The sequence below is a fragment of the Pseudomonas sp. ABa2 genome (assembly GCF_056676075.1).
Map to the genome: position 1 here is coordinate 2,142,953 of NZ_CM155239.1, position 26,445 is coordinate 2,169,397.

20 protein-coding genes are annotated in these 26,445 nt (G+C 67.8%); 2 read left to right on the forward strand and 18 right to left on the reverse strand.

Annotation, left to right across the window (positions count from 1 at the left end; translation table 11 throughout):
- Positions 1–70 precede the first annotated feature (70 nt).
- Positions 71–2,122 carry a putative bifunctional diguanylate cyclase/phosphodiesterase gene (locus AC1G9C_RS10525; RefSeq protein ID WP_480410133.1) on the forward strand — a complete coding sequence of 684 codons (2,052 nt, stop codon included), beginning with the start codon at positions 71–73 and terminating at the stop codon, positions 2,120–2,122.
- A 25-nt stretch (positions 2,123–2,147) separates the two neighbouring features.
- On the opposite strand, the gene AC1G9C_RS10530 is transcribed toward AC1G9C_RS10525, so the two are convergent.
- The 14 genes from AC1G9C_RS10530 to ndhC all read right to left on the reverse strand — a co-directional run bounded on the left by AC1G9C_RS10530 (position 2,148) and on the right by ndhC (position 18,748).
- Complete coding sequence (locus AC1G9C_RS10530; protein WP_397497145.1) at positions 2,148–3,155, reverse strand: TRAP transporter substrate-binding protein; 1,008 nt, start codon at positions 3,153–3,155, stop codon at positions 2,148–2,150.
- A gap of 249 nt (positions 3,156–3,404) precedes the next feature.
- Positions 3,405–4,859: an NADH-quinone oxidoreductase subunit NuoN gene (gene nuoN / locus AC1G9C_RS10535; protein WP_480410134.1), complete on the reverse strand. Its 1,455-nt coding sequence runs from the start codon at positions 4,857–4,859 to the stop codon at positions 3,405–3,407.
- Positions 4,860–4,865: 6 nt separating this feature from the next.
- Positions 4,866–6,398: an NADH-quinone oxidoreductase subunit M gene (nuoM, locus tag AC1G9C_RS10540; protein ID WP_457790564.1), complete on the reverse strand. Its 1,533-nt coding sequence runs from the start codon at positions 6,396–6,398 to the stop codon at positions 4,866–4,868.
- Between the two features lie 281 nt (positions 6,399–6,679).
- Positions 6,680–8,527: an NADH-quinone oxidoreductase subunit L gene (gene nuoL / locus AC1G9C_RS10545; RefSeq protein WP_480410135.1), complete on the reverse strand. Its 1,848-nt coding sequence runs from the start codon at positions 8,525–8,527 to the stop codon at positions 6,680–6,682.
- Positions 8,524–8,832, reverse strand: a complete 309-nt coding sequence (nuoK, locus tag AC1G9C_RS10550) for an NADH-quinone oxidoreductase subunit NuoK (protein ID WP_122108003.1) — start codon at positions 8,830–8,832, stop codon at positions 8,524–8,526. The genes nuoL and nuoK overlap by 4 nt, the downstream gene beginning before the upstream one ends.
- Positions 8,832–9,335 carry an NADH-quinone oxidoreductase subunit J gene (nuoJ, locus tag AC1G9C_RS10555; RefSeq protein ID WP_122107800.1) on the reverse strand — a complete coding sequence of 168 codons (504 nt, stop codon included), beginning with the start codon at positions 9,333–9,335 and terminating at the stop codon, positions 8,832–8,834. Before nuoJ ends, nuoK begins: the two co-directional genes overlap by 1 nt.
- 400 nt (positions 9,336–9,735) lie before the next feature.
- A complete protein-coding gene (gene nuoI, locus AC1G9C_RS10560) occupies positions 9,736–10,284 on the reverse strand; it encodes an NADH-quinone oxidoreductase subunit NuoI (RefSeq protein WP_021444219.1) in 549 nt (182 codons plus the stop codon).
- Positions 10,285–10,294: 10 nt separating this feature from the next.
- Positions 10,295–11,275: an NADH-quinone oxidoreductase subunit NuoH gene (gene nuoH / locus AC1G9C_RS10565; RefSeq protein ID WP_480410136.1), complete on the reverse strand. Its 981-nt coding sequence runs from the start codon at positions 11,273–11,275 to the stop codon at positions 10,295–10,297.
- Positions 11,272–13,983, reverse strand: coding sequence for an NADH-quinone oxidoreductase subunit NuoG (gene nuoG / locus AC1G9C_RS10570; RefSeq protein WP_480410137.1), 2,712 nt, complete (start codon positions 13,981–13,983; stop codon positions 11,272–11,274). The genes nuoH and nuoG overlap by 4 nt, the downstream gene beginning before the upstream one ends.
- 60 nt (positions 13,984–14,043) lie before the next feature.
- A complete protein-coding gene (gene nuoF, locus AC1G9C_RS10575; protein ID WP_480410138.1) occupies positions 14,044–15,384 on the reverse strand; it encodes an NADH-quinone oxidoreductase subunit NuoF in 1,341 nt (446 codons plus the stop codon).
- Positions 15,381–15,878, reverse strand: coding sequence for an NADH-quinone oxidoreductase subunit NuoE (nuoE, locus tag AC1G9C_RS10580; protein WP_480410139.1), 498 nt, complete (start codon positions 15,876–15,878; stop codon positions 15,381–15,383). Before nuoE ends, nuoF begins: the two co-directional genes overlap by 4 nt.
- Positions 15,879–15,880: 2 nt before the next feature.
- A complete protein-coding gene (gene nuoC / locus AC1G9C_RS10585; protein ID WP_457790575.1) occupies positions 15,881–17,659 on the reverse strand; it encodes an NADH-quinone oxidoreductase subunit C/D in 1,779 nt (592 codons plus the stop codon).
- Positions 17,659–18,333 (reverse strand): NuoB/complex I 20 kDa subunit family protein, encoded by a 675-nt coding sequence (locus AC1G9C_RS10590; RefSeq protein WP_021442956.1) that lies wholly within the window; start codon positions 18,331–18,333, stop codon positions 17,659–17,661. Before AC1G9C_RS10590 ends, nuoC begins: the two co-directional genes overlap by 1 nt.
- Positions 18,334–18,343: 10 nt before the next feature.
- Positions 18,344–18,748, reverse strand: a complete 405-nt coding sequence (gene ndhC, locus AC1G9C_RS10595) for an NADH-quinone oxidoreductase subunit A (RefSeq protein WP_397487613.1) — start codon at positions 18,746–18,748, stop codon at positions 18,344–18,346.
- A gap of 526 nt (positions 18,749–19,274) precedes the next feature.
- Between ndhC and AC1G9C_RS10600 the strand changes: the two genes are divergently transcribed.
- Complete coding sequence (locus AC1G9C_RS10600) at positions 19,275–20,672, forward strand: pectin acetylesterase-family hydrolase (protein ID WP_480410140.1); 1,398 nt, start codon at positions 19,275–19,277, stop codon at positions 20,670–20,672.
- Between the two features lie 138 nt (positions 20,673–20,810).
- Here the strand turns inward: AC1G9C_RS10600 and AC1G9C_RS10605 are convergent, their stop codons facing one another.
- The 4 genes from AC1G9C_RS10605 to AC1G9C_RS10620 form a co-directional block, all read right to left on the reverse strand.
- Positions 20,811–21,191 carry a hypothetical protein gene (locus tag AC1G9C_RS10605; protein ID WP_480410141.1) on the reverse strand — a complete coding sequence of 127 codons (381 nt, stop codon included), beginning with the start codon at positions 21,189–21,191 and terminating at the stop codon, positions 20,811–20,813.
- 84 nt (positions 21,192–21,275) lie between these two features.
- Positions 21,276–21,914, reverse strand: coding sequence for a hypothetical protein (locus tag AC1G9C_RS10610; protein WP_480410142.1), 639 nt, complete (start codon positions 21,912–21,914; stop codon positions 21,276–21,278).
- Between the two features lie 114 nt (positions 21,915–22,028).
- Positions 22,029–24,032, reverse strand: coding sequence for a PhoX family protein (locus AC1G9C_RS10615; protein ID WP_480410143.1), 2,004 nt, complete (start codon positions 24,030–24,032; stop codon positions 22,029–22,031).
- 264 nt (positions 24,033–24,296) lie between these two features.
- Positions 24,297–25,892 (reverse strand): isocitrate lyase, encoded by a 1,596-nt coding sequence (locus AC1G9C_RS10620; protein WP_021445845.1) that lies wholly within the window; start codon positions 25,890–25,892, stop codon positions 24,297–24,299.
- Positions 25,893–26,445: the final 553 nt, after the last annotated feature.

Sequence of the window (26,445 nt, forward strand, 5' to 3'; positions counted from 1 at the left end):
TGCAACTGGCCATCAGGGATTCGGAGCGTGCGCCGCTCCGCGGTCGGCGCAACGCCTGTAGAGAGTTTCGATGCTGATCGGTAGTTACGATTTATCCCTGGTTGTGCTGTCGCTGTGCGTGGCCATCCTGGCGTCCTACACGGCGCTCGATCTGGCCGGACGCATCGCCAGCGCCAAGGGCATCGCCCAGTCGCTGTGGATCGCCGGCGGCGCGGTGGCCATGGGCATCGGCATCTGGTCCATGCACTTCGTCGGCATGCTCGCCTTCAGCCTGCCGATCCCCTTGGGTTACGACCTCGCCATCACCCTGCTGTCGCTGGCCATCGCCATGCTCGCCTCGGGCTTCGCCCTGTGGCTGGTCAGCCAGCCCGAGCTGCCAGCCTGGCACCTGGGGCTGGGCGCACTGGCCATGGGCGCGGGGATCGGCGCCATGCACTACATCGGCATGGCGGCGCTGCGCATGCAGCCGGGGATCGACTACGACCCGTTGCTCTTCGCCCTGTCGCTGCTGATCGCCGTGCTCGCCTCGGGCGCGGCCTTGTCGATCGCCTTCCGCCTGCGCCGCGACACGCCCTACGTGCGCCTGGCCCGCGGCGGCGCGGCGGTGATCATGGGCATCGCCATCGTCGGCATGCACTTCACCGGCATGGCCGCGGCGAACTTCCCCGCCGGCAGCTACTGCGCCGCCGCCGGCAGCGGCCTGGACAGCGGCTGGCTGGCCAGCCTGGTGGTGGTCGTGACCCTGGCGGTGCTGGCCATCGCGCTGCTCACCTCGATCCTCGACGCCCGCCTGGAGGCGCGTACCGCGCTACTCAGCAGCTCGCTGGCCAAGGCCAACGCCGAGCTGACCCAGCTGGCCCTGCACGATGGCCTGACCAAGCTGCCCAACCGTCTGCTGCTGGAAGACCGCATCGGCCAGGGCATCCTCAAGGTCGGGCGCAACGGCGGCCATTTCGCCCTGCTGTTCATGGACCTGGACGGCTTCAAGCCGGTCAACGACGCCTTCGGCCATCATGTCGGCGACCAGCTGCTGGTGGCCGTGGCCCAGCGTCTGCGCGCCCATCTGCGCGCCCAGGACAGCCTGGCGCGGATCGGCGGCGACGAGTTCGTCCTGCTCGCCGAGCTGCGTCAGGCGCAGGACGCGGCCAACCTCGCGGGGCAGGTGGTCAGTCTGCTGAGCCAGCCGTTCCTGGTCGAGGGGCACGAGTTGCGCGTCTCCACCAGCGTCGGCATCGCCCTCTACCCGGGCGACGGCAGCGACCAGCAGGAGCTGCTGATCAACGCCGACGCGGCGATGTACCACGCCAAGGGCCTGGGCAAGAACGGCTACAGCTTCTTCGAGCGCTCGATGAACACCAACGCGCGCCAGCAGCTGCAGCTGCTGCACGACCTGCGTGCGGCGCTGGAGCGCGGCGAGTTCCGTCTCTACTACCAGCCCAAGTTCGCCACCGGCAGCGAGCGCATGATCGGCGCCGAGGCGCTGCTGCGCTGGCAGCATCCGCAACAGGGGCTGCTGGCGCCGGATCGTTTCATCGGCCTGGCGGAGAAGACCGGGCTGATCATCGCCATCGGTGACTGGGTGCTGGACGAGGCCTGTCGGCAGATGCGCCTGTGGTACCAGCAGGGGCGCAGCGACTGGCGGGTGGCGGTGAACCTGTCGGCGCTGCAGTTCTGCCACGGTGAGCTGGTCGACAGCGTGCGCCAGGCCCTGGCGCGGCATGAGCTGCCGGCCAACTGCCTGACCCTGGAGATCACCGAGAGCACGGCGATGCACGATGTGAACGCCAGTCTGGCGATTCTCCAGCAGCTATCGGCCATGGGCGTGGACATCGCCATCGACGACTTCGGCACCGGCTATTCCAGCCTGCTCTACCTCAAGCGCCTGCCGGCCAACGAGCTGAAGATCGACCGCGGCTTCGTCCGCGATCTGCAGCATGACGGCGACGATGCCGCGATCGTCTCGGCCATCGTCGCCCTGGGCCAGGCGCTGAACCTGCGCATCGTCGCCGAGGGCGTGGAGACCCGCCAGCAGCAGGCCTTCCTCACCGAGCTGGGCTGCGATTCGCTGCAGGGCTACCTGCTCGGTCATCCGCTGCCGCCGGAGCAGTTGCCGGCGGCCTGAAGCGCCTTGGCGGGATTCCGCCAGGCTAGTCGCGGTGCTTGCGGTTGACCGTCTGCGCGGCCTTGATCACATCGCTGCCGATCGCCGTTTCGAACTGCTGCCACACCGGGCGCATGGCGTCGCGCCAGGCCTGGCGCTGCTCGGCGCTGAGTTCGAGCACCTGGCTGCGTCCGGAGTCGAGGATGCGCTGGCGATCGGCCTGATTGGCGGCTTCGGCCTGGCGGTTCACCGCGTAGGTGACTTCGTCGATGATGCCTTCCAGTTCCATGCGGATCTGGTGTGGAATGCCGTACCAGAAGCGCGAGTTGCTCACCAGCATGTAGTCCAGCACGCCGTGGTTGGTCTCGCTGATGAAGGGCTGCACCTCGTGCAGCTTCTGGCTATGGATGTTCGACCAGGGGTTCTCCGCGCCCTGCACCTGGCCGCTCTGCAGCGCCTTGAACACTTCGGCGAACGGCAGCTTCTGCGCGCCTGCACCGAGCTGGCGGAACTGCGCCTCGAGCACCGCCGAGGGCTGGATGCGGAAGCTCAGGCCATTGGCGTCGCCGGGCATCTGCAGCGCGCGGGTGGCGGACAGCTGCTTCATGCCGTTGTGCCAATAGGCCAGGCCGACGATGTTGTGATCCTCCATCGAGCGCAGCAGCTGGCGGCCCTTGGCGCGCTTCTGGAAGCGGTTGACCGCGTCGAGGTCGTCGAACAGGAAGGGCAGGTCGAACACCTGCAGCTGCTTGGTGTACTGCTCGAACTTGGCCAGCGAGGGCGCCAGCAGCTGCACCTCGTTGTTGCGCAGGGCCTCCAGCTCGTTGGCGTCGCCGTACAGGCTGGAGTTGGGGTAGACCTCGACCCTGACCTTGCCGGCCAGGCGCTCCTCCACCAGTTGCTTGAACAGCAACGCGCCCTGGCCCTTGGGGGTGCCGTCTGCGACCACGTGGGAGAACTTGATCAGGATGGCTTCGTCGGCCTGGGCGCTGAGCGCCGCAAGCGAGCTGAGCGCCAGGGCGCAGACGGCCAGGGCGCGGATCGTGTTGAGCATCTTGCTACCTTTTTCTTCTTATCTGTGGTGAGGCGCGGGGCGCCCGGTGTTGGTGGCGTTGGCCGCGGGCGGCGGAGCTCGGCAGCGCCGGTTCGCGGTCAAGGCTGGTGGCTTGCATGGCAAGGGCTGTGCCAGGGTGGCGATTTTCCGCCAGCGCCGTGACCACGGGAAAAGCCCCGTGACGCAGCGCACAGCGGGTGGCGGAAACCCGCCATTGGCCCGCTCGGGCCTAGCGGAATCTTGCCGGTGTCAGCCGAGCGCGACGCCCTGCAGCATGGCCAGCAGGGGTTGCGGATAGACGCCGATGGCGAACGCCAGCAGCGCCACCAGCAACAGCATCATGCCGCCGGCGCGCTGGCCCCAGTCGAAGGGCGCGTCGTGGCGATGCAGATTGGGCTCGCGCAGGTAAAGGGTGACCATCACCCGCAGGTAGTAGAACAGGCCGATGGCACTGCCCAGCACCAGGGCGCCGAGCAGCCACCACAGGCGCGCCTCGACGCCCACGGCGATCAGGTAGAACTTGCCGATGAAGCCGGCGGTGAGCGGAATCCCGGCCAGCGACAGCATCATCACGGTGAGCACCGCGGTCAGGTACGGGCGCCGCCAGAACAGGCCGCGGTACTCGTACAGGGCGTCGGCGTCGCGACCGCTGTAGGGGGTGGACATCAGGCTGATCACGCCGAAGGCGCCGAGGGTGGTCAGCACGTAGGTCACCAGGTACACCGCGGCGGCTTCCAGGGCCAGGCCGCGGCTGGCCACCAGGGCCACCAGCAGGTAGCCGAAGTGGGCGATGGAGGAATAGCCGAGCAGGCGCTTGAGGTTGTTCTGCAGCAGCGCCAGCAGGTTGCCCACCAGGATCGAGGCCACCGCCAGGGCCGCGAGCAGCTCGTGCAGGGCCGGCGCGGCGGCCACCGGCGCCAGCTGGAACAGGCGCAGCAGGGCGGCGAACACCGCCACCTTGCTGGCAGTGGCGAGGAAGGCGGCGACCGGCGCCGGCGCGCCTTCGTAGACGTCCGGCGTCCACAGGTGGAAGGGCACCAGCGACAGCTTGAAGGCCAGGCCCACCAGCATCAGGCCCAGCGCCGACTGCGCCAGCAGGCCGGGGGTGCCGAGGCTGGCGCCGATGGCGGCGAAGGCCAGGCTGCCGGATTCGGCGTAGAGCAGGGCCATGCCCATCAGCAGGAAGGCGCTGCCGGCAGCGGAGAGGATCATGTACTTGATCCCGGCCTCCAGCGAGCGGCGGTTGAAGAAGGCGTAGGCGACCAGGGCGTAGGTCGGCACCGAGAGCAGCTCCAGCCCGATAAACAGCCCGGCCAGGTGCTGCGCGCTGACCAGTACCAGGCCGCCGCAGGCGCTGAGCAGCATCAGCAGGTAGAGCTCCTCGCGGTTGCCCGGGTAGCCCTTGCCGCGGCCCTCGCCGAGGTAGGCGTGGGCCAGGGTCACGCAGGCCAGGGTGGCCACCAGGATCAGCGCCATGTAGAAGGCGGCGAAGCTGTCGATGCGCAGCAGCGGGGTGACCTCCAGCGGCATCACCCGCAGCGCCGGCAGCAGGGCCAGCAGCGCCAGGTTGAGGCCGATCACGCTGAGCAGAAAGCTCTGCCGATGGCTGCGGCGCCAGGCGATGCCGAGCATCACCGCGATGGCAGTGGCGGCGCAGACCAGCAGCGGCAGCAGGGCGATGAAGTGCTCGAGGCGTAGATCCATGGCCGGCTACCTCGCGACCGTCAGTTGGGCGAAGGCCGCGCTCAGCCACTGCTGCACGCCCTGCATGCTGGCCGCCGAGGTGTCCAGCACCGCCTGGGGGAACAGCCCGAGCCACAGCAGCAGCGCCACCAGGCCGAGCAGCATGGCCAGCTCGCGGCCGTCCAGCGCCTGCAGCGCCGCCTCGCTCTTAGCCGGCCCGTAGAAGGCGCGCTGCATCATGATCAGGGCATAGACCGAGGCCAGCACCAGGCCGCTGGCGGCGACGACAGTGAACCAGGGCCAGTCCTTGAACGCGCCGAGCAGGATCAGGAATTCGCCGACGAAGTTGCCGGTGCCGGGCATGCCCAGGCTGGCGGCGGCGAAGAACAGGGTGATCCCCGGCAGGTAGTGCATGCGGCTCCACAGCCCGCCCATCTGCCCCAGCTCGCGGGTGTGCAGGCGCTCGTAGAGCTGGCCGCAGAGGATGAACAGCGCCGCCGCCGACAGGCCGTGGGCGAGCATCTGCACCACCACGCCCTGCAGCGCCAGGGGGTGGCCGCTGTAGATGCCGATCAGGATAAAGCCCATGTGCGAGACGCTGGTGTAGGCGATCAGCCGCTTGATGTCGCTCTGGGCGAAGGCCAGCAGTGCGCCGTAGACGATGCCGAGCAGGCCGAGGCCCATGGCGATGGGGGCGAATTCGGCCGAGGCGTTGGGAAACAGCGGCACGGCGAAGCGCAGCAGGCCGTAGGCGGCGGTCTTCAGCAGGATGCCGGCCAGGTCCACGGAACCTGCGGTCGGCGCCTGGGCATGGGCGTCGGGCAGCCAGGAGTGCAGCGGCACCACCGGCAGCTTGACCGCGAAGGCGACGAAGAAACCCAGCATCAGCAGGTATTCCAGGCCGGGCGCGAGCTCGGCGCGCAGCAGCAGGGCGTAGTCGAAGGTGAGCACGCCGCTGGCATTGAAGTGGCTGAGCACCAGGCCGAGGATGGCCACCAGCATGATCAGGCCGCTGGCCTGGGTGTAGATGAAAAACTTGGTCGCCGCATTGATCCGCGAGCTGCTGCCGTCCGCCGCGCTGTGCCCCCACAGGGCGATGAGGAAGTACATCGGCACCAGCATCATTTCCCAGAAGAAGAAGAACAGGAACAGGTCGAGGGCGAGGAACACGCCGATCACCCCGCCGAGAATCCACATCAGGTTGAGGTGGAAGAAACCCACCCGCGCCTGGATCTCGCGCCAGGAGCAGAGTACCGAGAGCACCCCGAGCAGGCCGGTGAGCAGGATCATCAGCAGCGACAGGCCGTCCAGCGCCAGGTGGATGTTGATGCCCAGGCGGGGAATCCACGGCTGCTTGAATTCCAGCTCCCAGACCGGATCGCGGCCCGGCATCGGCGCCAGCTGGAAGTCGCCCTGGGCCCAGAGCAGCAGGCCCAGCGCCAGCACCAGGAGCATGGTCAGCAGCGCCAGCCAGCGCGGCAGGGTCTGGCTGCGCTGCTCGCCCAGCCAGCACAGCAGGCCGCCGATAAAGGGGATAAGGATCAGCCAGGGCAGGATCATGCCGCCTCCATGCTAGGGTCGGTTGCCGTTTCGTTCGTGGCCGCGCCGGAGCCGGTTTTTCCGTGGGGCTAGGCACGAGACGCGAAGTTTGGTCGTCCAAATGAGCCGTCGAGTAACAACGCACCGCGGAAAAACCGGCCCGGCCCGTAGGGTTGCGCGGCAAATGGCGCCAGCTGTTGTTGCAGGACTTGGCAAGGGAATGGCCATTACCGGCGTCCTGCGCCTAACCTGGCGCCATTTGGCGCAGCAACGCGGCTCACGAACGAAACGGCAACCGACCCTTAAGTCCATGCCAGGGCTCCCAGCAGTAGCACCGCGCCGCCCGCCAGCGAGGCGGCGTACCAGCGCAGCCGGCCGGTCTGGCTCAGGCTCAGCAGCAGGTGCGCCAGCCGCGCCAGGCGCGGCAGCAGGCCGAGGCCGCGGTCGCAGGGGTCGCGGGCCAGTAGCCGGCACAGCCACAGGTAGGGCAGCACGAACAGCCGCTGGTAGAGCCAGTCGAAGCCCCAGGCCGCGCCCCACCAGGCCACCAGCAGGCGTCCCGGGGCGCTGGCGGCCAGTGCCGCGACGTGCCGGCGCTGGCCGAGGAACAGGCCGGCGGCCAGCGCCACGCCGATGATCGCCACCGCCGAGGACAGCAGCTCCAGGCCCAGCCTACCGTCACCGTGGGCCGCCCCGGGGCCGGCCGGCAGCACATCGGCCAGCGGCGGGACGATCAGGCCGCCGACGAAGGTCGACAGCACCAGCAGCAGGCCCAGCGGCAGCCAGTGGGCGAGGCCCTGGCCGGGGTGGGCGTCGATCTGCGCCTGGCCGTGGAAGGCGATGAAGATCAGGCGGAAGGTGTACAGCGAGGTGAGCAGGGCGCCGACCAGGCCGGCCGCCAGCAGCAGGCGCTCGCCGCCGGCCAGGGCCTGCCAGAGGATCTCGTCCTTGGAATAGAAGCCGGCGGTCACCAGCGGCAGCGCGGCCAGGGCGCCGCCGCCGACCAGGAAGCAGGCGTAGACCAGCGGCAGACGCCGGCGCAGGCCGCCCATCCTGAAGATGTCCTGCTCGTGGTGGCAGGCGTTGATCACCGCGCCGGCGCTGAGGAACAGCAGGGCCTTGAAGAAGGCGTGGGTCATCAGGTGGAAGATCGCCGCCTGCCAGGCGCCGACGCCCAGGGCGAGGAACATGTAGCCGATCTGGCTCATGGTCGAGTAGGCCAGGATGCGCTTGATGTCGCGCTGCACCAGCGCCGCGCAGCCGGCCAGCAGCAGGGTGATGGCGCCCACCGCGCCGACCAGGCCGAGGCTCAGCGGCGCCAGGCTGAACAGGCCGTGGCAGCGGGCGATCAGGTAGACCCCGGCGGTGACCATGGTGGCGGCGTGGATCAGCGCCGACACCGGGGTCGGGCCGGCCATGGCGTCGGCCAGCCAGGTCTGCAGCGGCAGCTGCGCCGACTTGCCCACCGCGCCGCCGAGCAGCAGCAGGGTGGCCAGGGTCAGCAGCGCATCGCCGCTGGCGAAGCGTTGCGGCGCCAGCTCCAGCAGCTCGCGGATGTTCAGCGTGCCGAGGGCGTGGTAGAGCAGGAACAGGCCGAGGGCGAGGAACACGTCGCCGATGCGGGTGACGATGAAGGCCTTCAGCGCCGCCGCGCCGTTGGCCGGGTTACGGTAGTAGAAACCGATCAGCAGGTAGCTGCACAGGCCCACGCCTTCCCAGCCGAAGTACAGCGCCAGCAGGTTGTCGCCGAGCACCAGCAGCAACATGCTGGCGACGAACAGGTTCATGTAGGCGAAGAAGCGCGCGTAGCCTTCCTCGCCGCGCATGTACCAGCTGGCGAACAGGTGGATGAGAAAGCCGACGCCGCTGACCACGCCGAGCAGGGTCAGCGACAGACCGTCCAGGTGCAGGGCGATGGCCGGGGCGAAACCGTCCACGTCCAGCCACTGCCACAGCGGCTGGACGTGGACGCCGCCGGCCGGCGGCGCGCTGAGGAACTGCCAGCCGACCCACAGCGCGGTCAGCGCGGCGAGGCCGACCGAGCCGACGCCGATGGTCGCCGCCTGGTTCTCGCTCAGGCGCCCGCGGGAGAACGCCAGGGCGAGGAAGCCGAGCAGCGGCAGGAGCAGGGTCAGGGGCAACAGGTTCATCCGCGCATCTCGCTGGCCGAGTCGATGTCGAGGCTGTCGTGGCGGCGGTACAGCTGCAGCAGGATGGCCAGGCCGATGGCCGCCTCGGCGGCGGCCAGGGTGATCACCAGGATGAACATCACCTGGCCGTCGGCCTGCGCCCAGCGGCTGCCGGCGACGACGAAGGCGAGGGCGGCGGCGTTCATCATCACCTCCAGGCTCATCAGCATGAACAGGATGTTGCGCCGCACCAGCAGGCCCAGCAGGCCCAGGCAGAACAGCAGTACGGCCAGGGCCAGGCCGTGTTCCAGCGGTACCGTGTCGATCATGGCTGGTTGGCCTCCGCGCGGCCGAGGTGGAAGGCGGCGACCAGCGCCGCCAGCAGCAGCATCGAGGCCAGTTCCACCGCCAGCAGGTAGGGGCCGAACAGGCTGATGCCCACCGCCTTGGGCGGCACCGTGGTGTGCCCCAGCGGCTGGCCGCCGTCGAGCCGCCACAGGGCATGCAGCAGCAAGGCCAGCAGCAGCGCGGCGAGGATGCCGGGGCCGATCCAGATGCCCGGGGTCAGCCACTTGCGCTCCTGGGCGATCACCGCCGGGCCGAGGTTGAGCATCATCACCACGAAGACGAACAGCACCATGATCGCCCCGGCGTAGACGATGATCTCCAGCGCCCCGGCGAAGGGCGCGCCGAGGGCGAAGAAGCACATGGCCACGGCCAGCAGCGAAATGATCAGGTAGAGCAGGGCGTGGATCGGGTTGTGGTGGCCGATCACCCGCAACGTGGCGAGCAGGGCGATGGCGCCGGAGAGGTAGAAGGCGATGGCCATGGTCAGTGGCTTCCCTCAGGTCTATGTTTTTGGAGCACTTCAGGTGCAAAGGCAGCCGCCGCTTTTGCGTGTGCCGGTAGCTCTGGTTGCGCCCCCTCGGGCGCCTTACTTTTCTTTGCTCGTGCAAAGAAAAGTAAGCAAAAGAAACACGCCCCTGCATCCGGGGCTCGCTGCGCTCGACTCCCCTCTCTCCGGTATCGCTCCGGGGGCCGGCGTACATGGGCCATCCCTGGCCCATTACGCCTCTCGCCGCGTCCCTGCGGCTCGTCCCCCTGCGCAATACCTCCGTTCGGCCTCCTGACGGGGGACTTCGCGCGCCTGATGAATTGAATGTTGGCAGGATCCTGCGTGGTAACCCCTCCGGGGAGCCGCATGGAGCCTATCGACGCGAATGTTCTCGTCATGGCAACAACCCCTTCACATTGACCGGCTCGGCCTCGTTCAGCGCCGCGCCCTTGGGTTTGCCGGCGATGGCCAGGCCGGCCACCCGGTAGAAGTTGTAGTCCGGGTACTTGCCGGGGCCGGCGATCAGCAGGTCGTCCTTCTCGTACACCAGCTGCTGGCGGTCGAACTCGCACATCTCGAAGTCCGGGGTGAGCTGGATCGCGGTGGTCGGGCAGGCCTCCTCGCACAGGCCGCAGAAGATGCAGCGCGAGAAGTTGATGCGGAAGAACTCCGGGTACCAGCGGCCGTCGGCGCTCTCGGCCTTCTGCAGCGAGATGCAGGCCACCGGGCAGGCCACCGCACAGAGGTTGCAGGCCACGCAGCGTTCCTCGCCGTCGGGGTCGCGGGTCAGCACGATGCGCCCGCGGTAGCGCGGCGGCAGGTACACCGGCTCCTCCGGGTACTGCAGGGTGTCGCGCTTGCGAAAGGCGTGGGCGAAGATCATCGCCAGGCTGCGTAGCTGGGTGTAGGTGCCGTGCAGGATGTGGCCGATGGCGCGGAACATAGCAACCTCCCTAAGCCGCCGCGACCAGCACCAGGGCGCCGGTCACCAGCAGGTTGAGCAGGGTCAGCGGCAGGCATACCAGCCAGCTGAAGTTCATCACCTGGTCGTAGCGCGGCCGCGGTATGGACGCGCGCAGCAGGATGAACAGCATGATGAAGAACGCCGTCTTCAGCGCGAACCAGACGAAGGGCGGCAGCAGCGGGCCGTGCCAGCCGCCGAAGAACAGCGTTACCAGCAGCGCCGAGACCAGCACGATGCCGATGTACTCGCCGACGAAGAACATCCCCCATTTCATCCCGGCGTACTCGATGTGGTAGCCGTCGGCCAGTTCCTGTTCGGCCTCCGGTTGGTCGAACGGATGACGGTGGGTGACCGCCACGCCGGCGATGAAGAAGGTGCAGAAGCCGAGGAACTGCGGAACGATGAACCACAGGTGCTGGTGCTGGTAGTCGACTATCTCGCGCAGGTTGAAGGTGCCGGCCTGGGCCACCACACCCATCAGCGCCAGGCCCATGAACACCTCGTAGGACACCGTCTGCGCCGAGGCGCGCAGGCTGCCGAGCAGGGCGAACTTGTTGGCGCTGGACCAGCCGGCGAACAGCACGGCATAGACCGCAAGGCCGGCCATGGCGAAGAAGAACAGCAGGCCGATATTCAGGTCGGCGATGCCCCAGGTAGGGGTGATGGGCACCACGGCGAAGGCGATCAGCAGCGCGCTGAGGGCGACTATGGGCGCCAGGGTGAAGATCAGGCGGTCGGCGAACGGCGGCGTCCAGTCCTCCTTGAAGAACATCTTGATCATGTCCGCGCCGAGCTGGAAGGCGCCGAACGGACCGACCCGGTTGGGCCCGTAGCGATCCTGCCAGAGCCCCAGCAGGCGCCGCTCGACCCAGCTGAGCAGGGCGCCGCAGAGCACCACGGCGACCAGGATGACCAGTGCCTTGAGCACGGCGCTGAGGATCGCCAGCAGCTCGGGGCCGAACCAGCTCATGGCCGCACCTCTTCGATGCGCTCGGCCAGCAGGCCGTCGAACACTGCCGGCAGCCCGGCGATGCCATGGGGCAGGGCGAGCAGGCCGGGGGCCAGCCGATCGCTCAGCTGCAGCGGCAGCTCGAACGACTCGCCGGCGATCTGCAGGCGCACCCGTGCGCCCTCGCTCAGGCCCAGGCGCTGGCCGTCGGCGCGCGCCAGGGTGGCGCAGGGCGGCGCCATGCGCGCCTGGATCGGCGCGGCCAGGGCGCTGGTTTCCTCGCTGCCGAACAGCTGCTGACGCGCCACCAGCCGCCAGCAGCCGGGTTCGGCGACGAAGGCCGGCGGAATGTCGTGGCACCAGTCCAGGCGCGCACCGGAAGGTTCCAGCAGGCGCACGCCGGGGTCGCCGGCGCGCAGGTGGCCGCCCACTTCGTCCTGGAACTTGTTCCAGGCCTGCGGCGAGTTCCACCCCGGCGCCCAGGCGAAGGCCACCTGCTGGCGCGGCTCGGTGCTGCCGGCGTAGCCCTCCATGGAGAAGGCGAAGGCGCTGTCGATGTCCTGCGGCGCGCGCGGCTCGTGCACGCTCTGGTTGGCGCGCATGGCGGTGCGGCCGCTGTAGCGGTGCGGCTCGCGCGCCAGCTTCAGGCCCTTGATGCGAAACGCCGCCGACGGCGCCGCCTCGACTATGCCGGCCAGTGCCGGAATCGCCTCGGCGCAGGCGGCGGTGACCTGATCCAGCTGGGTCCAGTCCACCGCGCGGCCGTCGCGGGTGCAGTGCAGGGCGTGCAGCCAGCGCCAGCCCTCGCGGATCAGGCAGTCGGGGTCGTAGTAGCTCGGCTCGAACACCTGGAAGAAGCGCTGGGCGCGGCCCTCCTGGTTGACCAGGGTGCCGTCGCCCTCGGCGAAGCTGGCGGCCGGCAGCAGCAGGTCGGCGCAGGCGGCGGTGGCGCCGTGCTGGTGATCGAGCACCAGCAGGCTGCCGGCCGCCTGCAGCGCGGCCTCGACCACGGCATGGTTGGCGCGGCGGTACAGGTCGTTCTCCAGCACCACGGCGGCCTCGGCCTTGCCGTCGATCAGCGCGTGCAGGGCGGCGTCGGCCGAGTCGCCGCCGAGCAGGGCCAGGCCCAGGCTGTTGGCCTCGCCCAGCACCAGGCCGATGCGCGCGTGCTTGCCGTGTTCGTGCAGGGCCTTGGCGATGCTGGCGGCGGCCTGCAGCAGCGCCGGCTGGCCCAGCGAGGTGCCGGCGATCAGCAGCGGCCGTTCGGCGGCCAGCAGGTCGGCGGCGATGCGCTCGGCATGGCGGCGAGTGGCTTCGTCCAGTTCGGGCACCGCCGGCGCCTCGGCATCCAGGGCGTGGGCCACGGCGAAGCCGAGGCGGGCGATATCGGCCGGCGCGCCGTGCCAGGGCAGGGCCACGTCGTCGAGGCGGGTGGCGTCCGGCGTGGCGCTGTGCAGCGGATAGCGCTCCTGCTGGCCGATGGTCTTGACCGCGGCGTCGAGCCAGGGCTGCACCTGCAGCGACGCGGCCAGCTGCACGGCCTTGCCCTTGACCATCTGGCGCAGCGCCAGGGCCATGCGCGCGGCGCTCTGGGTCAGGTCTTCGCCGAGCACCAGGGCGGCGTCGCAGCCTTCCATCTCGCGCAGGCTGGCGCTGGGCAGCGGGCCGTGCTGCAGCAGCTGCACGGCCAGGTGCAGGCAGTGCAGCTCGCCGGCGGCGATGCCGCTGTAGAAGTGATCCGCACCGACCAGCTGGCGCAGAGCGAAGTTGCTCTCCAGGCTGGCGCGCGGCGAGCCGATGCCGATCACCCGTTTGCCGGCCAGCAGCGCCGCGGCGCGGTCCAGTCCGGCGTCCAGGTCGAGCTGCGTGCCGTCGGCCAGCTGCGGCCGCCGTGGGCGGTCGGCGCGGTTGACGTGGCCGTAGCCGAAGCGGCCGCGGTCGCAGAGGAAGTAGTGGTTGATCGCGCCGTGGTAGCGGTTCTCGATGCGGCGGATCTCGCCGTAACGCTCGCCGGGGCTGATGTTGCAGCCCAGCGAGCAGCCGTGGCAGATGCTCGGGGCGAACTGCATGTCCCATTTGCGGTTGTAGCGCGCCGAGTGGGTCTTGTCGGTGAATACCCCGGTCGGGCAGACCTCGGTGAGGTTGCCGGAGAACTCGCTCTCCAGGGTGCCGTCCTCGACGCGGCCGAAGTAGAGGTTGGCGTGGGCGCCGTACACGCCCAGGTCGCTGCCGCCGGCGTAATCCTTGTAGTAGCGCACGCAGCGGTAGCAGACGATGCAGCGGTTCATCTCGTGGCCGATGCAGGGGCCCAGGTCCTGGTTGAGGTGGGTGCGTTTGCTGAAGCGGTAGCGCCGCTGGCTGTGGCCGGTCATCACGGTCATGTCCTGCAGGTGGCAGTGGCCACCTTCCTCGCACACCGGGCAGTCGTGCGGGTGGTTGGTCATCAGCCACTCGACCACGCTCTCGCGGAACTGGCGCGCTTCTTCGTCTTCGATGGATATCCATGGCGCGCTGCCGGCCGGGGTCATGCAGGCCATCACCAGGCGGCCGCGCTGGTCGTTCTCGTCGTTGAACTGCTTGACCGCGCACTGGCGGCAGGCGCCGACGCTGCCGAGCGCCGGGTGCCAGCAGAAGTAGGGGATGTCCAGGCCGAGCGACAGGCAGGCCTGGAGCAGGTTGTCCGCCCCGTCGACCTCGTATGCCTTGCCGTCTATATGGATGGTGGCCATCTGCTGCTGCCTCGTCGTCTGCCTTGCCGTAGAAGCGGTTCGCGCCGCGAGTCGATTCGTCTAGCCCACGCCTTCCGCCTGCATCCGTGTGCGCTGCGCCATCCCCGCCTCGAACTCGTCGCGAAAATACTGGAGGGCGCTGGCAAGCGGCTCCACCGCCCCGGGGGCATGGGCGCAGAAGGTCTTGCCCGGACCGAGGAAGCGGCACAGCTGCTCCAGCGTCTCGATATCGCCCGGCTGGCCTTCGCCGCGTTCCAGCGCGCGCAACAGCTTGACGCTCCACGGCAGGCCGTCGCGGCAGGGGGTGCAGAAGCCGCAGGACTCGCGGGCGAAGAATTCCTCCATGTTGCGTAGCAGGCCGACCATGCTCACCGAGTCGTCCACCGCCAGCGCCAGGCCGGTGCCCAGGCGCGTGCCGTACCTGGCGATGCCGGCGCTATGCAGCGGCGCATCCAGGTGCTCGGGCAGGAGGAAACCGGTGCCGGCGCCGCCCGGCTGCCAGCACTTGAGGCGATGACCCGGGCGCATGCCGCCGGCGTGCTCCTCGAACAGCTCGCGCGCCTCGATGCCGAACGGCAGCTCCCACAGGCCGGGACGCTTGACCTTGCCGGAGAAGCCGAACAGCTTGCTGCCCATGTCCTCGCTGCCGGGGCGGGCCAGGGCGCGGTACCAGTCGACACCGTGCTCGATGATCGCCGGCACGTTGCACAGGGTCTCGACGTTGTTGACGCAGGTCGGCTTGCCCCACACGCCCACGGTGGCGGGGAACGGCGGCTTGGCCCGCGGGTTGGCGCGGCGGCCCTCCAGCGAGTTGATCAGCGCGGTTTCCTCGCCGCAGATGTAGCGCCCGGCGCCGGTATGCACGAAGAGTTCGAGGTCGAAGCCGCTGCCCTGGATATTGCGCCCGAGCAGGCCGGCGGCTTGCGCCTCGGCGATGGCGCGGCGCAGGTGCTGGGCGCACTCGACGTATTCGCCGCGCAGGAAGATGTAGCCGCGCCCGGCCTTGAGCGCGCGCGCGGCGATCAGCATGCCTTCGACCAGCAGGTGCGGCAGCTGCTCCATCAGCAGGCGGTCCTTCCAGGTGTTGGGCTCCATCTCGTCGGCGTTGCACAGCAGGTAGCGCACCTTCAGCGCCTCGTCGGCCGGCATCAGCCCCCATTTCACCCCGGTGGGAAAACCGGCGCCGCCGCGGCCCTTGAGTCCGGAATCCTTGACCTGCTGGACGATGTCCGCCGGGGCCAGCTCCAGCAGCGCGCGGCGGGCCGCCCCATAGCCGCCCTTGGCGCGGTATTCCTCCAGCCAAACCGGCTCGCCGTCGTCGCGCAGGCGCCAGGTCAGCGGATGGGTCTCGGCCGGGCGCACGACCTGGTTGGCCGGGGCGAAGGAGGGCAGGCGGCTCATTCAAAGGCCTCCAGCAGGGCATCGAGGCGCTCCACCGCGACCTCGCCGAAGGTCTGCTCGTCGATCATCAGCGCCGGCGCCTTGTCGCAGTTGCCCAGGCAGCACACCGGCAGCAGGGTGAAGCGGCCGTCGCCTGTGGTCTGGCCTGGCCTCAGGCCGTGGCGCCGGGCCAGATGGGCCAGCAGCGCTTCGTGGCCGGCGACGTAGCAGGTCATGCTGTCGCACACGCGGATCAGGTGGCGGCCGACCGGCTGGCGGAAGATCTGGCTGTAGAAGGTGGCGACGCCCTCGACGTCGCTGGCGGGAATGCCGAGCAGCTCGCCGATGGCGGCGATGGCGCCGTCCGGCACCCAGCCGCGCTGCTGCTGGACGATCTTCAGCGCCTCGATCGAGGCCGCGCGCGGGTCTTCGTAGTGCCCGCGTTCGTGCTCGATGGCCGCCTGCTCGGCGGCGCTCAAGGCGAAGCGGTCGGTCTGTATCAGGTTCGTGCCCATGTTCAACGGTCCACGTCGGCCATGACGAAATCGATACTGCCCAGGTAGGCGATCAGGTCCGCCACCAGGCTGCCCCTGATCACCGCCGGTATCTGCTGCAGATGGGCGAAGCTCGGGGTGCGGATGCGCGTGCGGTAGCTCATGGTGCTGCCGTCGCTGGTTAAGTAATAGCTGTTGATGCCCTTGGTTGCCTCGATCATCTGCAGGCTCTCGCCGGCGGGCATCACCGGGCCCCATGACACCTGGAGGAAGTGGGTGATCAGCGTCTCGATATGCTGCAGCGTGCGCTCCTTGGGCGGCGGCGTGGTCAGCGGGTGGTCGGCCTTGTAGGGGCCGGCGGGCATGTTGTGCAGGCACTGCTCGATGATGCGCAGGCTCTGGCGCATCTCCTCGACGCGGATGATGCAGCGGTCGTAGGCGTCGCCGTTGGCGGTCAGCGGCACCTCGAAGTCGAAGCGCTCGTAGCCGGAGTAGGGGCGCGCCTTGCGCAGGTCGAAGTCCAGTCCGGTGGCGCGCAGGCCCGAGCCGGTGACGCCCCAGTCCAGGGCCTGGCGAGTGTTGTAGGCGGCCACGCCGACGGTGCGTCCGCGCAGGATGCTGTTGTCCAGCGCGGCCTTCTGGTACTCGTCCAGGCGTTTGGGCAGCCAGTCGACGAACTCGCGCACCAGCTTGTCCCAGCCGCGCGGCAGGTCGTGGGCGACGCCGCCGATGCGGTACCAGGCCGGGTGCATGCGGAAACCGGTGATGGCCTCGATCACCTGGTAGGCGCGCTGGCGGTCGCTGAAGGTGAAGAACACCGGGGTCATGGCGCCGACGTCCTGGATGTAGGTGCCGAGAAACAGCAGGTGACTGTTGATGCGGAAGAACTCGGCGAGCATCACGCGGATCACCTCGACCCGCTCCGGCACGCGGATGCCGGCCAGCTTCTCCACCGCCAGCACGTAGGGCAGGTTGTTCATCACCCCGCCGAGGTAATCGATCCGATCCGTATAGGGGATGAAGCTGTGCCAGCTTTGCCGCTCGGCCATCTTCTCGGCGCCGCGGTGGTGGTAGCCGATCTCCGGCACGCAGTCGACGATCTCCTCGCCGTCCAGTTGCAGGATGATGCGGAAGGCGCCGTGGGCCGAGGGATGGTTGGGGCCGAGGTTGAGGAACATGAAGTCCTCGTGGGCGCCGTGACGCTGCATGCCCCAGTCCTCGGGGTTGAAGCGCAGCGCCTCCTGTTCCAGGTCCTGCTTGGCCGCATCCAGGCTGAAGGGGTCGAACTCGGTGGCGCGCGCCGGGTAGTCCTTGCGCAGCGGGTGGCCCTGCCAGGTCGGTGGCATCAACAGGCGGGTCAGGTGCGGGTGGCCGTCGAAGCGGATGCCGAACATGTCCCATACCTCGCGCTCGTACCAGTTGGCGTTGGGCCAGATGGCGGTGGCGCTGGGCAGGCTGAGGTCATCTTCGGCGAGGGCGACCTTGAGCAGTACATCGCTGTTTCGCTCGATCGACAGCAGGTGGTAGAACACGCTGAAGTCTGCCGCCGGCAGGCCTTCGCGCTTGGTGCGCAGGCGCTCGTCCATGGCGTGCAGGTCGTACAGCATCAGGTAGGGGCGCGGCAGCTGGCGCAGCGCGCGCAGCACCGCCGGCAGGCGTTCGCGGCCGAGCCAGAGCACCGGCATGCCGGTGCGGGTCGCCTGCACCACGAAGGCGTCGGCGCCGAACAGCGCCTGCAACTCGGCGACCACGTCGTCGTGGCCAGCGGGCGAGGGGGCGAGGCGGGCGCTGCTGGTGCTCATCAGATCTCGTCCGGGCTGCGCAACTGGGTGACCTGGATACGCTCGGCGCGATTTTTCTCGCGCTGCGAGGGCATCTCGGCGCGGTACACGCCCTGATCGCCGACCACCCAGGACAGCGGCCGGCGTTCCTCGCCGATGGACTGCTGCAGCAGCATCAGACCCTGCAGGAAGGCCTCCGGGCGCGGCGGGCAACCCGGCACGTAGACGTCCACCGGGAGGAACTTGTCGACGCCCTGGACCACCGAGTAGATGTCGTACATGCCGCCGGAATTGGCGCACGAGCCCATGGAGATCACCCACTTGGGTTCGAGCATCTGTTCGTACAGACGCTGGATGATCGGCGCCATCTTGATGAAGCAGGTGCCGGCCACCACCATGAAATCGGCCTGGCGCGGCGAGGCGCGGATCACCTCGGCACCGAAGCGGGCGATGTCGTGCGGCGCGGTGAAGGCGGTGGTCATCTCCACGTAGCAGCACGACAGGCCGAAGTTGTAAGGCCACAGCGAGTTCTTGCGGCCCCAGTTGACCGTCTGGTGCAGCACCTGCTCGAGGCGGCCCATGAAGACGTTGCGGTGCACTTGGCCGGCCAGCGGGTCGTCGACCAGCTCGCGCTCGCCCATGGGGTAGCGGCTGCCGGGGGCGTCGGGATCGATGCGGGTGAGCTTGTATTGCATCGCGATGACCTCAGGGTTTGCGTGCGCCGAGGCGCCGGCGGCGTGCCTCGGGGGCCCAGTCCAGGGCGCCGACGCGCCACAGGTAGAGCAGCCCGGCGAGTAGGATGAGGATGAACACGGCGGCCTCGATCAGCCCGGCCCAACCGCTTTCGCGCACGGCGATGGCCCAGGCGAAGAGGAACAGCGCCTCGACGTCGAAGATCACGAAGAGCATGGCCACCAGGTAGAACTTGGCGGAGAAGCGCAGCCGCGCGCTGCCGGTGGGCACGATGCCGGACTCGAAGGGTTCCTCCTTGCTGCGCCCCCAGGCCTTGCCGCCGAGCAGGCTGGATACGCCGAGCATGAAGGCGCACAGGCCGCCCACCGCGAGGAGGAACACCGCCAGCGCCCAGTGCTGGGCGAACGCTTCGCTCATGCCTTACCCCCGTAGCTGAATATCGCTGCCGTGCGCCGGGTTGTCGCGCTGCCTTCGCGCTGCGGGCTGTCGCCTGCGCCGAGGCTGTGCGTGCAGGGCCCGGCAGACCCGTGGCGGCGAACCAACTTGGCGCACCCAAGTGATTTAAATGCTAGGCGCAGTTATCCAGTTGCGCCGGTATAAATTTTAATTTGGTCCAGGGGCCAGAATTGGCGGGGCTTTCAGGACGCCGCTGACAATTGCTTGAAACGAATTCGATGAGAATAAGTTGCAACTGACGTGCGGGCCTTAGTTGCACTTCGTCGGCGATTCAAATAGCGATGAATAATTAAAATTTACGTAATTATCTCGAATCGATATGTCTGGTCTTTGTCGTCGACGACTTTCTTGGACTAGCGTGCATGAATCGCCGAGCCGGCGACGATCCACGGTGATCGAGCAGCACCCAATGACGACGGGGTCTGCGTAGTTGCCGCTGCCTCGGCATGCCGACCCTCAAGCAAAACGACAAGATGAGGGAATCGCCATGCCCGTTGCCCTGTCCCTGCAGCGACTGCTACCCACCGCCCTGTTGCTCGTCCTGGCCGCGCCGGTCCAGGCCGAGCCGGGCGATTACAACTTCTGGCAGACCCTGAGCAACCTGGTGTCGCCGCCCAAGGCCGACAATCCGGTGACGCCGGCGCAGCGCACCGGCCTGTATCCGCTGCTGGCCAATCCGGCCGACTTCAACAGCGGTTTCACGCCCGGCAACTACTACGGCTGGCAGACCATCCGGATGGCGCCGCAGACCGGCGCGGTCTGCGGCAACGGCTCGCCCTACAAGTTCTTCGTCAACCGCGTGCCGAATACCCGCAACACCATCATCTACCTCGAAGGCGGCGGCGCCTGCTGGGACTATGCCAGCTGCAGCGGGCAGAGCGGCATCCGCGGCGCGCGCAACCCCAACGGCATCGCCGACGACTACATGTCGCTGCTCAATCCCGGCGCCAGCCTGGTCAGCCCCTTCGTCGTACGCCTGCACCCCTGGACGCGGGTGAAGACGCAGAACTGGAACATGGTCTACGTGCCCTATTGCACCGGCGATATCTACTCCGGCGACAAGGTGGCGGTGTACCAGGACCCGCAGGGCCAGCAACCGCCGCTGGTGTGGCATCACAACGGCCTGCGCAACATGCGCGCGGTGGTCGGCTGGCTCAAGGACAACCTGCCGCGGCCGACGCAGATGCTCGCCACCGGCTGCAGCGCCGGCGGCGCCGGCAGCCTGACCAACTACGCCAACCTGCGCCAGGACATGGCGCCGAACCGCGGCTACCTGATCAACGATTCGGGTCCGGTGTACAGCGCCCTGGCCGGCGACAACCAGAGCTATCCGTCCTATCCGCTGCAGACCCTGATCCGTCAGGCCTGGGGCCTCGATCAGAGCGGCGGGCCGCTGAATTACCTGCAGGCGCTGCTGCCGGGCTTCAATCCCGGCGATCTGGGCAGCCTGTATCCGGCGCTGTCGAGCCAGCTGCCGGGCGACCGCATGGGTCACACCCATTTCGGGCAGGACCTGAACTATTCGTCCTACTCCTACGAGCGCTTCTACCCGGAGATCGTCAACGCGCCGAACCAGGCCGCCAGGGAGGCGCTGATCAAGCAGCGCTGGGCCACCGACACCGCGCGCCTGCGCGGCCAACTGGCCAACCTGGGCAACGTCGGCGGCTACTTCCCGCAATACCGCGGGGTCAATGAAAGCCACTGCACCAGCATCATCGAGTTCGCCAACGCCGATATCCAGGAGCAGAACCTGCAGCTGGATCACTTCGTCGGCAGCGTGCTGGACGGCCGCGGCCAGGTGCTGGACGCCTCGGAAAGCAGCGATATGGCCGACCGCAGCAAGCCGTTTAACCTGCTGTACTACCTGCTGGATCAGCTGCTCTGAATGGCGCCCCGGTAGTGGCCGCTTGAGGTGATATTCGAGCATTCGCGGATTTTGGCGGCAGGATCGGTGTTATTGCCGATCCTGCCTGCGATCTCTTTCAGATGTTCTCGGGCGTTATCTGCCGGCTGTTCCCAATGATTAAAAGCCGTACACCTTTTGTTTGTTTCCATGTTCCCAAGTGAACAGGTTGTACTTCTTGTTGCCCGTCCCGTAGTGCTTGCCGTGGCCATAAACGGTCATCGTCCAATTTCCACCCGTGTTGCCTGCCCGGAAGAAAATCGTTCGCTTGTAGCTTTTGCTGGTCCAGTGCCGCAAACCGGTTTCTCTGCCGAGACTTGCATCTGAGTCAAGCGCGCCTAGGAAGTCTGTGCCTTGCTTGGATATACGGCTGTAAACCTCGTTAATGGCGTGAGTGTCGTCCCCGGAAAGAACGTACCTGTCCAAGTCGCCAGCGAGAATGATGTTTGCGTTGAGTGGCATGTCGTTAGTCCTTTTGGCTGATGCGATTGTCCATTGCATGTCTACCGCCTGCTGAGAGGGCAGGCGACGAGCAGTGATGGGCGGGATTAAGGGCCACAGTGCATGACGCCTCCTTGGCGTGGACTACTGATAGCTGCGCTCGCGCGCTTCCTGCAGGCGCTGGCGCAGGTACTGATCGCGGCTGAGGTCGTCGGGGATGTCCTGCAGGGCCAGCACGTCCTCGACTATGCGTCGCTCCTCGGCCTTGTAGCGTTCGAAGTTCGGGTCGCGGCGCTGCGCCAGACGCGCCTCGCGCTCGGCGCTGAGGGCCTGGTAGCGGCGCACCAGCGCCTCGCCGCGGGCCTTCTGCTCGGCTTCGTCCGGGCTGTCCGCCTTGATCAGCGCCACCTGCAGCAGCAGCGCCTCGCTCAGGGCCAGCTCGCCCTGGCGCTCCAGCGCGTCGATGCGCTCGCCCAGTGCTCGGGCTTCGGCGGCGCGGGCGGCAGCGTCCAGTTGCCCGGCCTGCGCGATAAAGTCGCGGTAGCGGTTATGAAAGGCCAGACGCTGCTGTTGTGCCCGAACCTCTGGGGCCGCCAGCCATTGCAGCTGTTCGGCGCTGACCGACTGGGCGCTCGCGGCGCTGGAGGGGGCGGCTGCGGTCGGGGCAGGCGGCACGGCAGCCGGGTCGAGTCGAGCCGGCGCGGGCGGACGCTGCCAGTACCAGGTCAGCGCGGCGCTGGCGAGAACGAGACAGCAGCCGAGCAGCAGGGTGGCGCGGGGCATGGGCACTCCTTGCGCGAGTCGAATGGCGCTTACAGCGTAGAAGCTGTCGCCGCGCTTTGCCCGTGCGCGAGCAAGGAGGGCGCCCTCTCAGTTGCATGAGAGGGCGCCGGGGGCTTACAGCAGCGGTTTGCCGTCGTCGCGGGTGACGATCACGGTGGCCGAGCGCGGGCGCCGGCCGGGGCCGTCCGGCCAGGTGCTGCGGAAGTTGGTGGGGGTGGAGCCTTCACCCGGGTGCTGGATATTGACGAACAGGGTGCGGAAGTCCGGGGTGGCGGCGATGCCGGTGACTTCGCAGCCCACCGGGCCGACCAAAAAGCGCTTCATCTCGCCGGTACGCGGGTCGGCCACCAGCATCTGGTTGTTGCCGAACGGGCCGCTGGCCAGCTGGCTGCCGCTCATGTCGGTCTGGATCCACAGTCGGCCATCGTCGTCGAACCACAGGCCGTCCGGGCTGGCCAGGCGGTTGTCGGCGCTCAGCGGCTTGCCGTTGACATCCAGGCTGTCGCCTTCCGGGCCGGCCAGCAGGAACAGGCTCCAGGCGAACGCGCGGCCGGCGTAGTCGCGGCTCAGTTCGCGCCAGCGGATGATATGGCCGTAGGCGTTGGCCGGACGCGGGTTGGCGGCATCGGCGACGGTGCGCGAGCTGTTGTTGGTGAGGGTGAAGTAAACCTCGCCGTTGTGCGGGTTGACCGCGCCCCATTCCGGGCGATCCATCTTGGTGGCACCGACGATGTCGGCAGCCAGGCGGGTATTGATCAGCACCTCGCCCTGGTCGGCGAAGCTCACCCCGGCGGCCTGGCAGGCGGCCTGGAAGGCCTTGTCCTGGAGGTCCAGCGCCAGCCATTCGCCCTTGCCGTCGGCCTTGAAGCGCGCCACGTAGAGGGTGCCCTCGTCGAGCAGGCTGCCGTCGCTGCGACCCGGCAGGTACTTGCCGCGGCTGACGAACTTGTAGATGTACTCGTTCTGCGAGTCGTCGCCGGAATAGCAGACCACCGGCCGGCCCGGTTTGACCGGGGCGAACACTAGACCCTCGTGGGCGAAGCGGCCCAGCGCGGTGCGCTTGACCGGGGTGGATTCCGGGGCGAAGGGGTCGATCTCGACGATCCAGCCGAAGTGGTTCGGCTCGTTGCGGTAGTCGCCTGTGGCCTCGGCGGCCAGGCGGGTGGCGTTGAAGCGCTGGAATTCGTCGCCGGCCAGGTGGTCCCAGCCGTAGCGGCTGGCGCTGCCGACGCCGTAGCGGGTCAGTTCACGCGGGCGCTCGGCGTCGCCACTGGCGAAGTAGCCGGCCCAGTTCTCCTCGCAGGTCAGGTAGGTGCCCCAGGGCGTGAAGCCGTTGGCGCAGTTGTTCAGGGTGCCGCGGGTGGCGGTGCCGTCGGGGCTGTAGCGGGTCCGGAGCAGGGCGTGGCCGCGCGCCGGGCCGGCGATCTGCATCGGCGTGGCGCCGGTGATGCGGCGGTTGCGGGCGCTGGGCAGCACTTCCCATTGGCCGCGCACACGGCGCACTTCCACCACCGAGGCGCCATGGGCGTTGATTTCCTTGCGCACCTCGTCGGCGCTGCTGCGCTTGCCGTTCACCAGGCTCGGGCCGTTGGGATGCAGCAGCGGCGCGTCGATGTACTCGTGGTTGAGCACCAGCAGACCGTGGTCGCTGTTGCGACCGCCGCCGCGCTGGCCGTCGATGGGGAAGAAGTGCATGCCGTCGTGATGCATGCCGATCTGGTCGGCCTGGTCGGCGGCGCTGTTGCCGGCGTTGTCGAGAAAGGCCGGAAAGCTGCCGCGGATCGGCGTACCCCAGGGAATGAAGGGCGTGGCCTTGTAGCCGGGCGGCACGCTGATGGTGTCGGCGCGGGTCACCGCCACCGGGCTGAACGGCAGGCGCCTGCCACGCTTGTCCAGGCGCTCGAGCAGCTCCTTGAGCGGGTTGCCGGCGGCCTCGGCGCTGCCGGGCAGGGCCACGCCGAGAAAACCCATGACGCCGAGTGCGGCGCCGCCGGCGACCACCTGGCGCCGGCTCAGGCCGGCTTCGATCAACTCGTTGATATGGGGATTGGCGGAGGCGTTGCTGAGCGGCTCGTCGCCGTTGCCGAATAGCACGTCTTGCTCGTGTTCATTGCGCATGGGGGGCTCCTGAGGCGGATCGACGGAGCCATGACGCTAACCAAGCAAGACGACGGGAAAGTGACAGCGGCTGTGCGCTGCTGCACAAATCTGCCCAGAGGACGGGCCGTAGGGGGCGTCGTGCGCACCAGTCGTTGCCAGCGGCAGCGCTGCGCACGACCCCGGCGGCCCGCGACTCAGGCATAAAAAAAGCCCCGGCAAGGCCGGGGCGGATTAGGCAAACGAGACGCTGCGGGTGCGTGGCCCGCAGCGGGGAAACCGTTCTTAGTGGAACTGGTTCATGGTGTTGTCTTTACCGCTCGCCTTCAGAGCAGCTTCGCCAGCGAAGTACTCCTTGTGGTTGTCGCCGATGTCGGAGCCAGCCATGTTCTGGTGCTTGACGCAGGCGATGCCCTGGCGCAGTTCCTGACGCTGTACGCCCTTGACGTAGGCCAGCATGCCCTGGTCGGCGAAGTAGCCCTTGGCCAGGTTGTCGGTGGACAGCGCGGCGGTGTGGTAGGTCGGCAGGGTGATCAGGTGGTGGAAGATGCCGGCGTGGGCCGAACCGTCGCGCTGGAAGGTGCGAATCTTCTCGTCGGCGATCTGGGCCAGTTCGGTTTCGTCGTACTCGACGCTCATCAGCTTGGCGCGGTCGTAGGCGGAAACGTCCTTGCCTTCGGCAACCATGGCGTCGAACACCTGCTGACGGAAGTTCAGGGTCCAGTTGAAGGACGGGCTGTTGTTGTACACCAGCTTGGCGTTCGGGATGACTTCACGGATGCGGTCAACCATGGCCTTGATCTGGCCAACGTGCGGCTTCTCGGTTTCGATCCACAGCAGGTCGGCGCCGTTCTGCAGGCTGGTGATGCAGTCCAGGACGCAGCGGTCTTCGCCGGTGCCGGCACGGAACTGGAACAGGTTGGACGGCAGGCGCTTCGGACGCAGCAGCTTGCCACCGCGGTTGATCACCACGTCGCCGTTGCCCAGCTCGGCAGCGGACACTTCTTCGCAATCGAGGAAGCTGTTGTACAGGTCGCCCAGGTCGCCCGGCTCTTTGGTCACGGCGATCTGCTTGGTCAGGCCGGCGCCCAGGGAGTCGGTACGCGCAACGATCACGCCGTTGTCGATGCCCAGCTCGAGGAAGGCGTAGCGAACGGCAGCGATCTTGGCGAGGAAGTCGGCGTGCGGAACGGTCACTTTGCCGTCCTGGTGGCCGCACTGCTTCTCGTCGGAAACCTGGTTCTCGATTTGGATGCAGCAGGCACCGGCTTCGATCATGCGCTTGGCCAGCAGGTAGGTGGCTTCCGGGTTACCGAAGCCAGCGTCGATGTCGGCGATGATCGGCACGATGTGGGTTTCGTAGTTGTCGATCTGCTTCTGGATCTCGGCCGCCTTGGCGTGGTCGCCAGCGTCACGAGCGGCGTCCAGGGCGGTGAACAGCAGGTCCAGCTCGCGGCTGTCGGCCTGACGCAGGAAGGTGTACAGCTCTTCGATCAGGTCGGAGACGGCGGTCTTCTCGTGCATCGACTGGTCCGGCAGCGGGCCGAAGTCGGAGCGCAGGGCCGCGACCATCCAGCCGGACAGGTAGAGGTAGCGCTTGTTGGTGGTCTTCAGGTGCTTCTTGATCGAGATCAGCTTCTGCTGACCGATGAAGCCGTGCCAGCAGCCCAGCGACTGGGTGTAGACGGAGGAGTCGGCGTCGTACTCTTCCATGTCCTTGCGCATGATGTCAGCGGTGTACTGAGCGATTTCCAGACCGGTCTTGAAACGGTTCTGAGCGCGCATACGGGCGACGGACTCGGGGTTGATAGCGCTCCAGCTGCTGCCGAACTTCTCTTTCAGAGCGGCTACAGCCTTGATGTCGTTTTGATATGCGGACATGGTCAATCCTTCAAAAAATGTGTTGGTTGAGCACCGACTACCCACTCAATGCGTGCACGGATGCAGCGGCTGCGGGAGGCTTCCACTTTGACGGCGAGAAAACGGCTGGGGCGAGGATTGACCGCGAGGAGGGGGGATGTGGCGAACAGTTCGGGCGCTTGGCGTGGGCCGGTCGGCTCGTGGAAACCTTGGGCACCTGCCGGGCTGTCGATCTGTCTGACGCTAAACGCTTCCCCGTCCCTCAGGACAACTTCGTTCCAGTCGCAACCTCGTCGTACGGCCTTGTGGGCTGTTGGGACACGGACCGCTACGAAGTGCTTCGTTGGCGATCTGGAGATCCTTTTCAGGACCCCTGGCTAGCGGGAGCGAGGCCATCATGCCTCTCGGCAAAAGCTTCGTCAAACGTTTTGTAGTGGTTTTTTTTGACTACTACATATTCTCAAGACGACCGGCTGGTCATGGTGGAAACCCTCTGGTGCGGGCGTTTCCAGCGTTGCGCGGGATTGCGGGGGCTGTCCATTGGTCGAAAGCGGCGAGGGGCTGCGACTTTGGT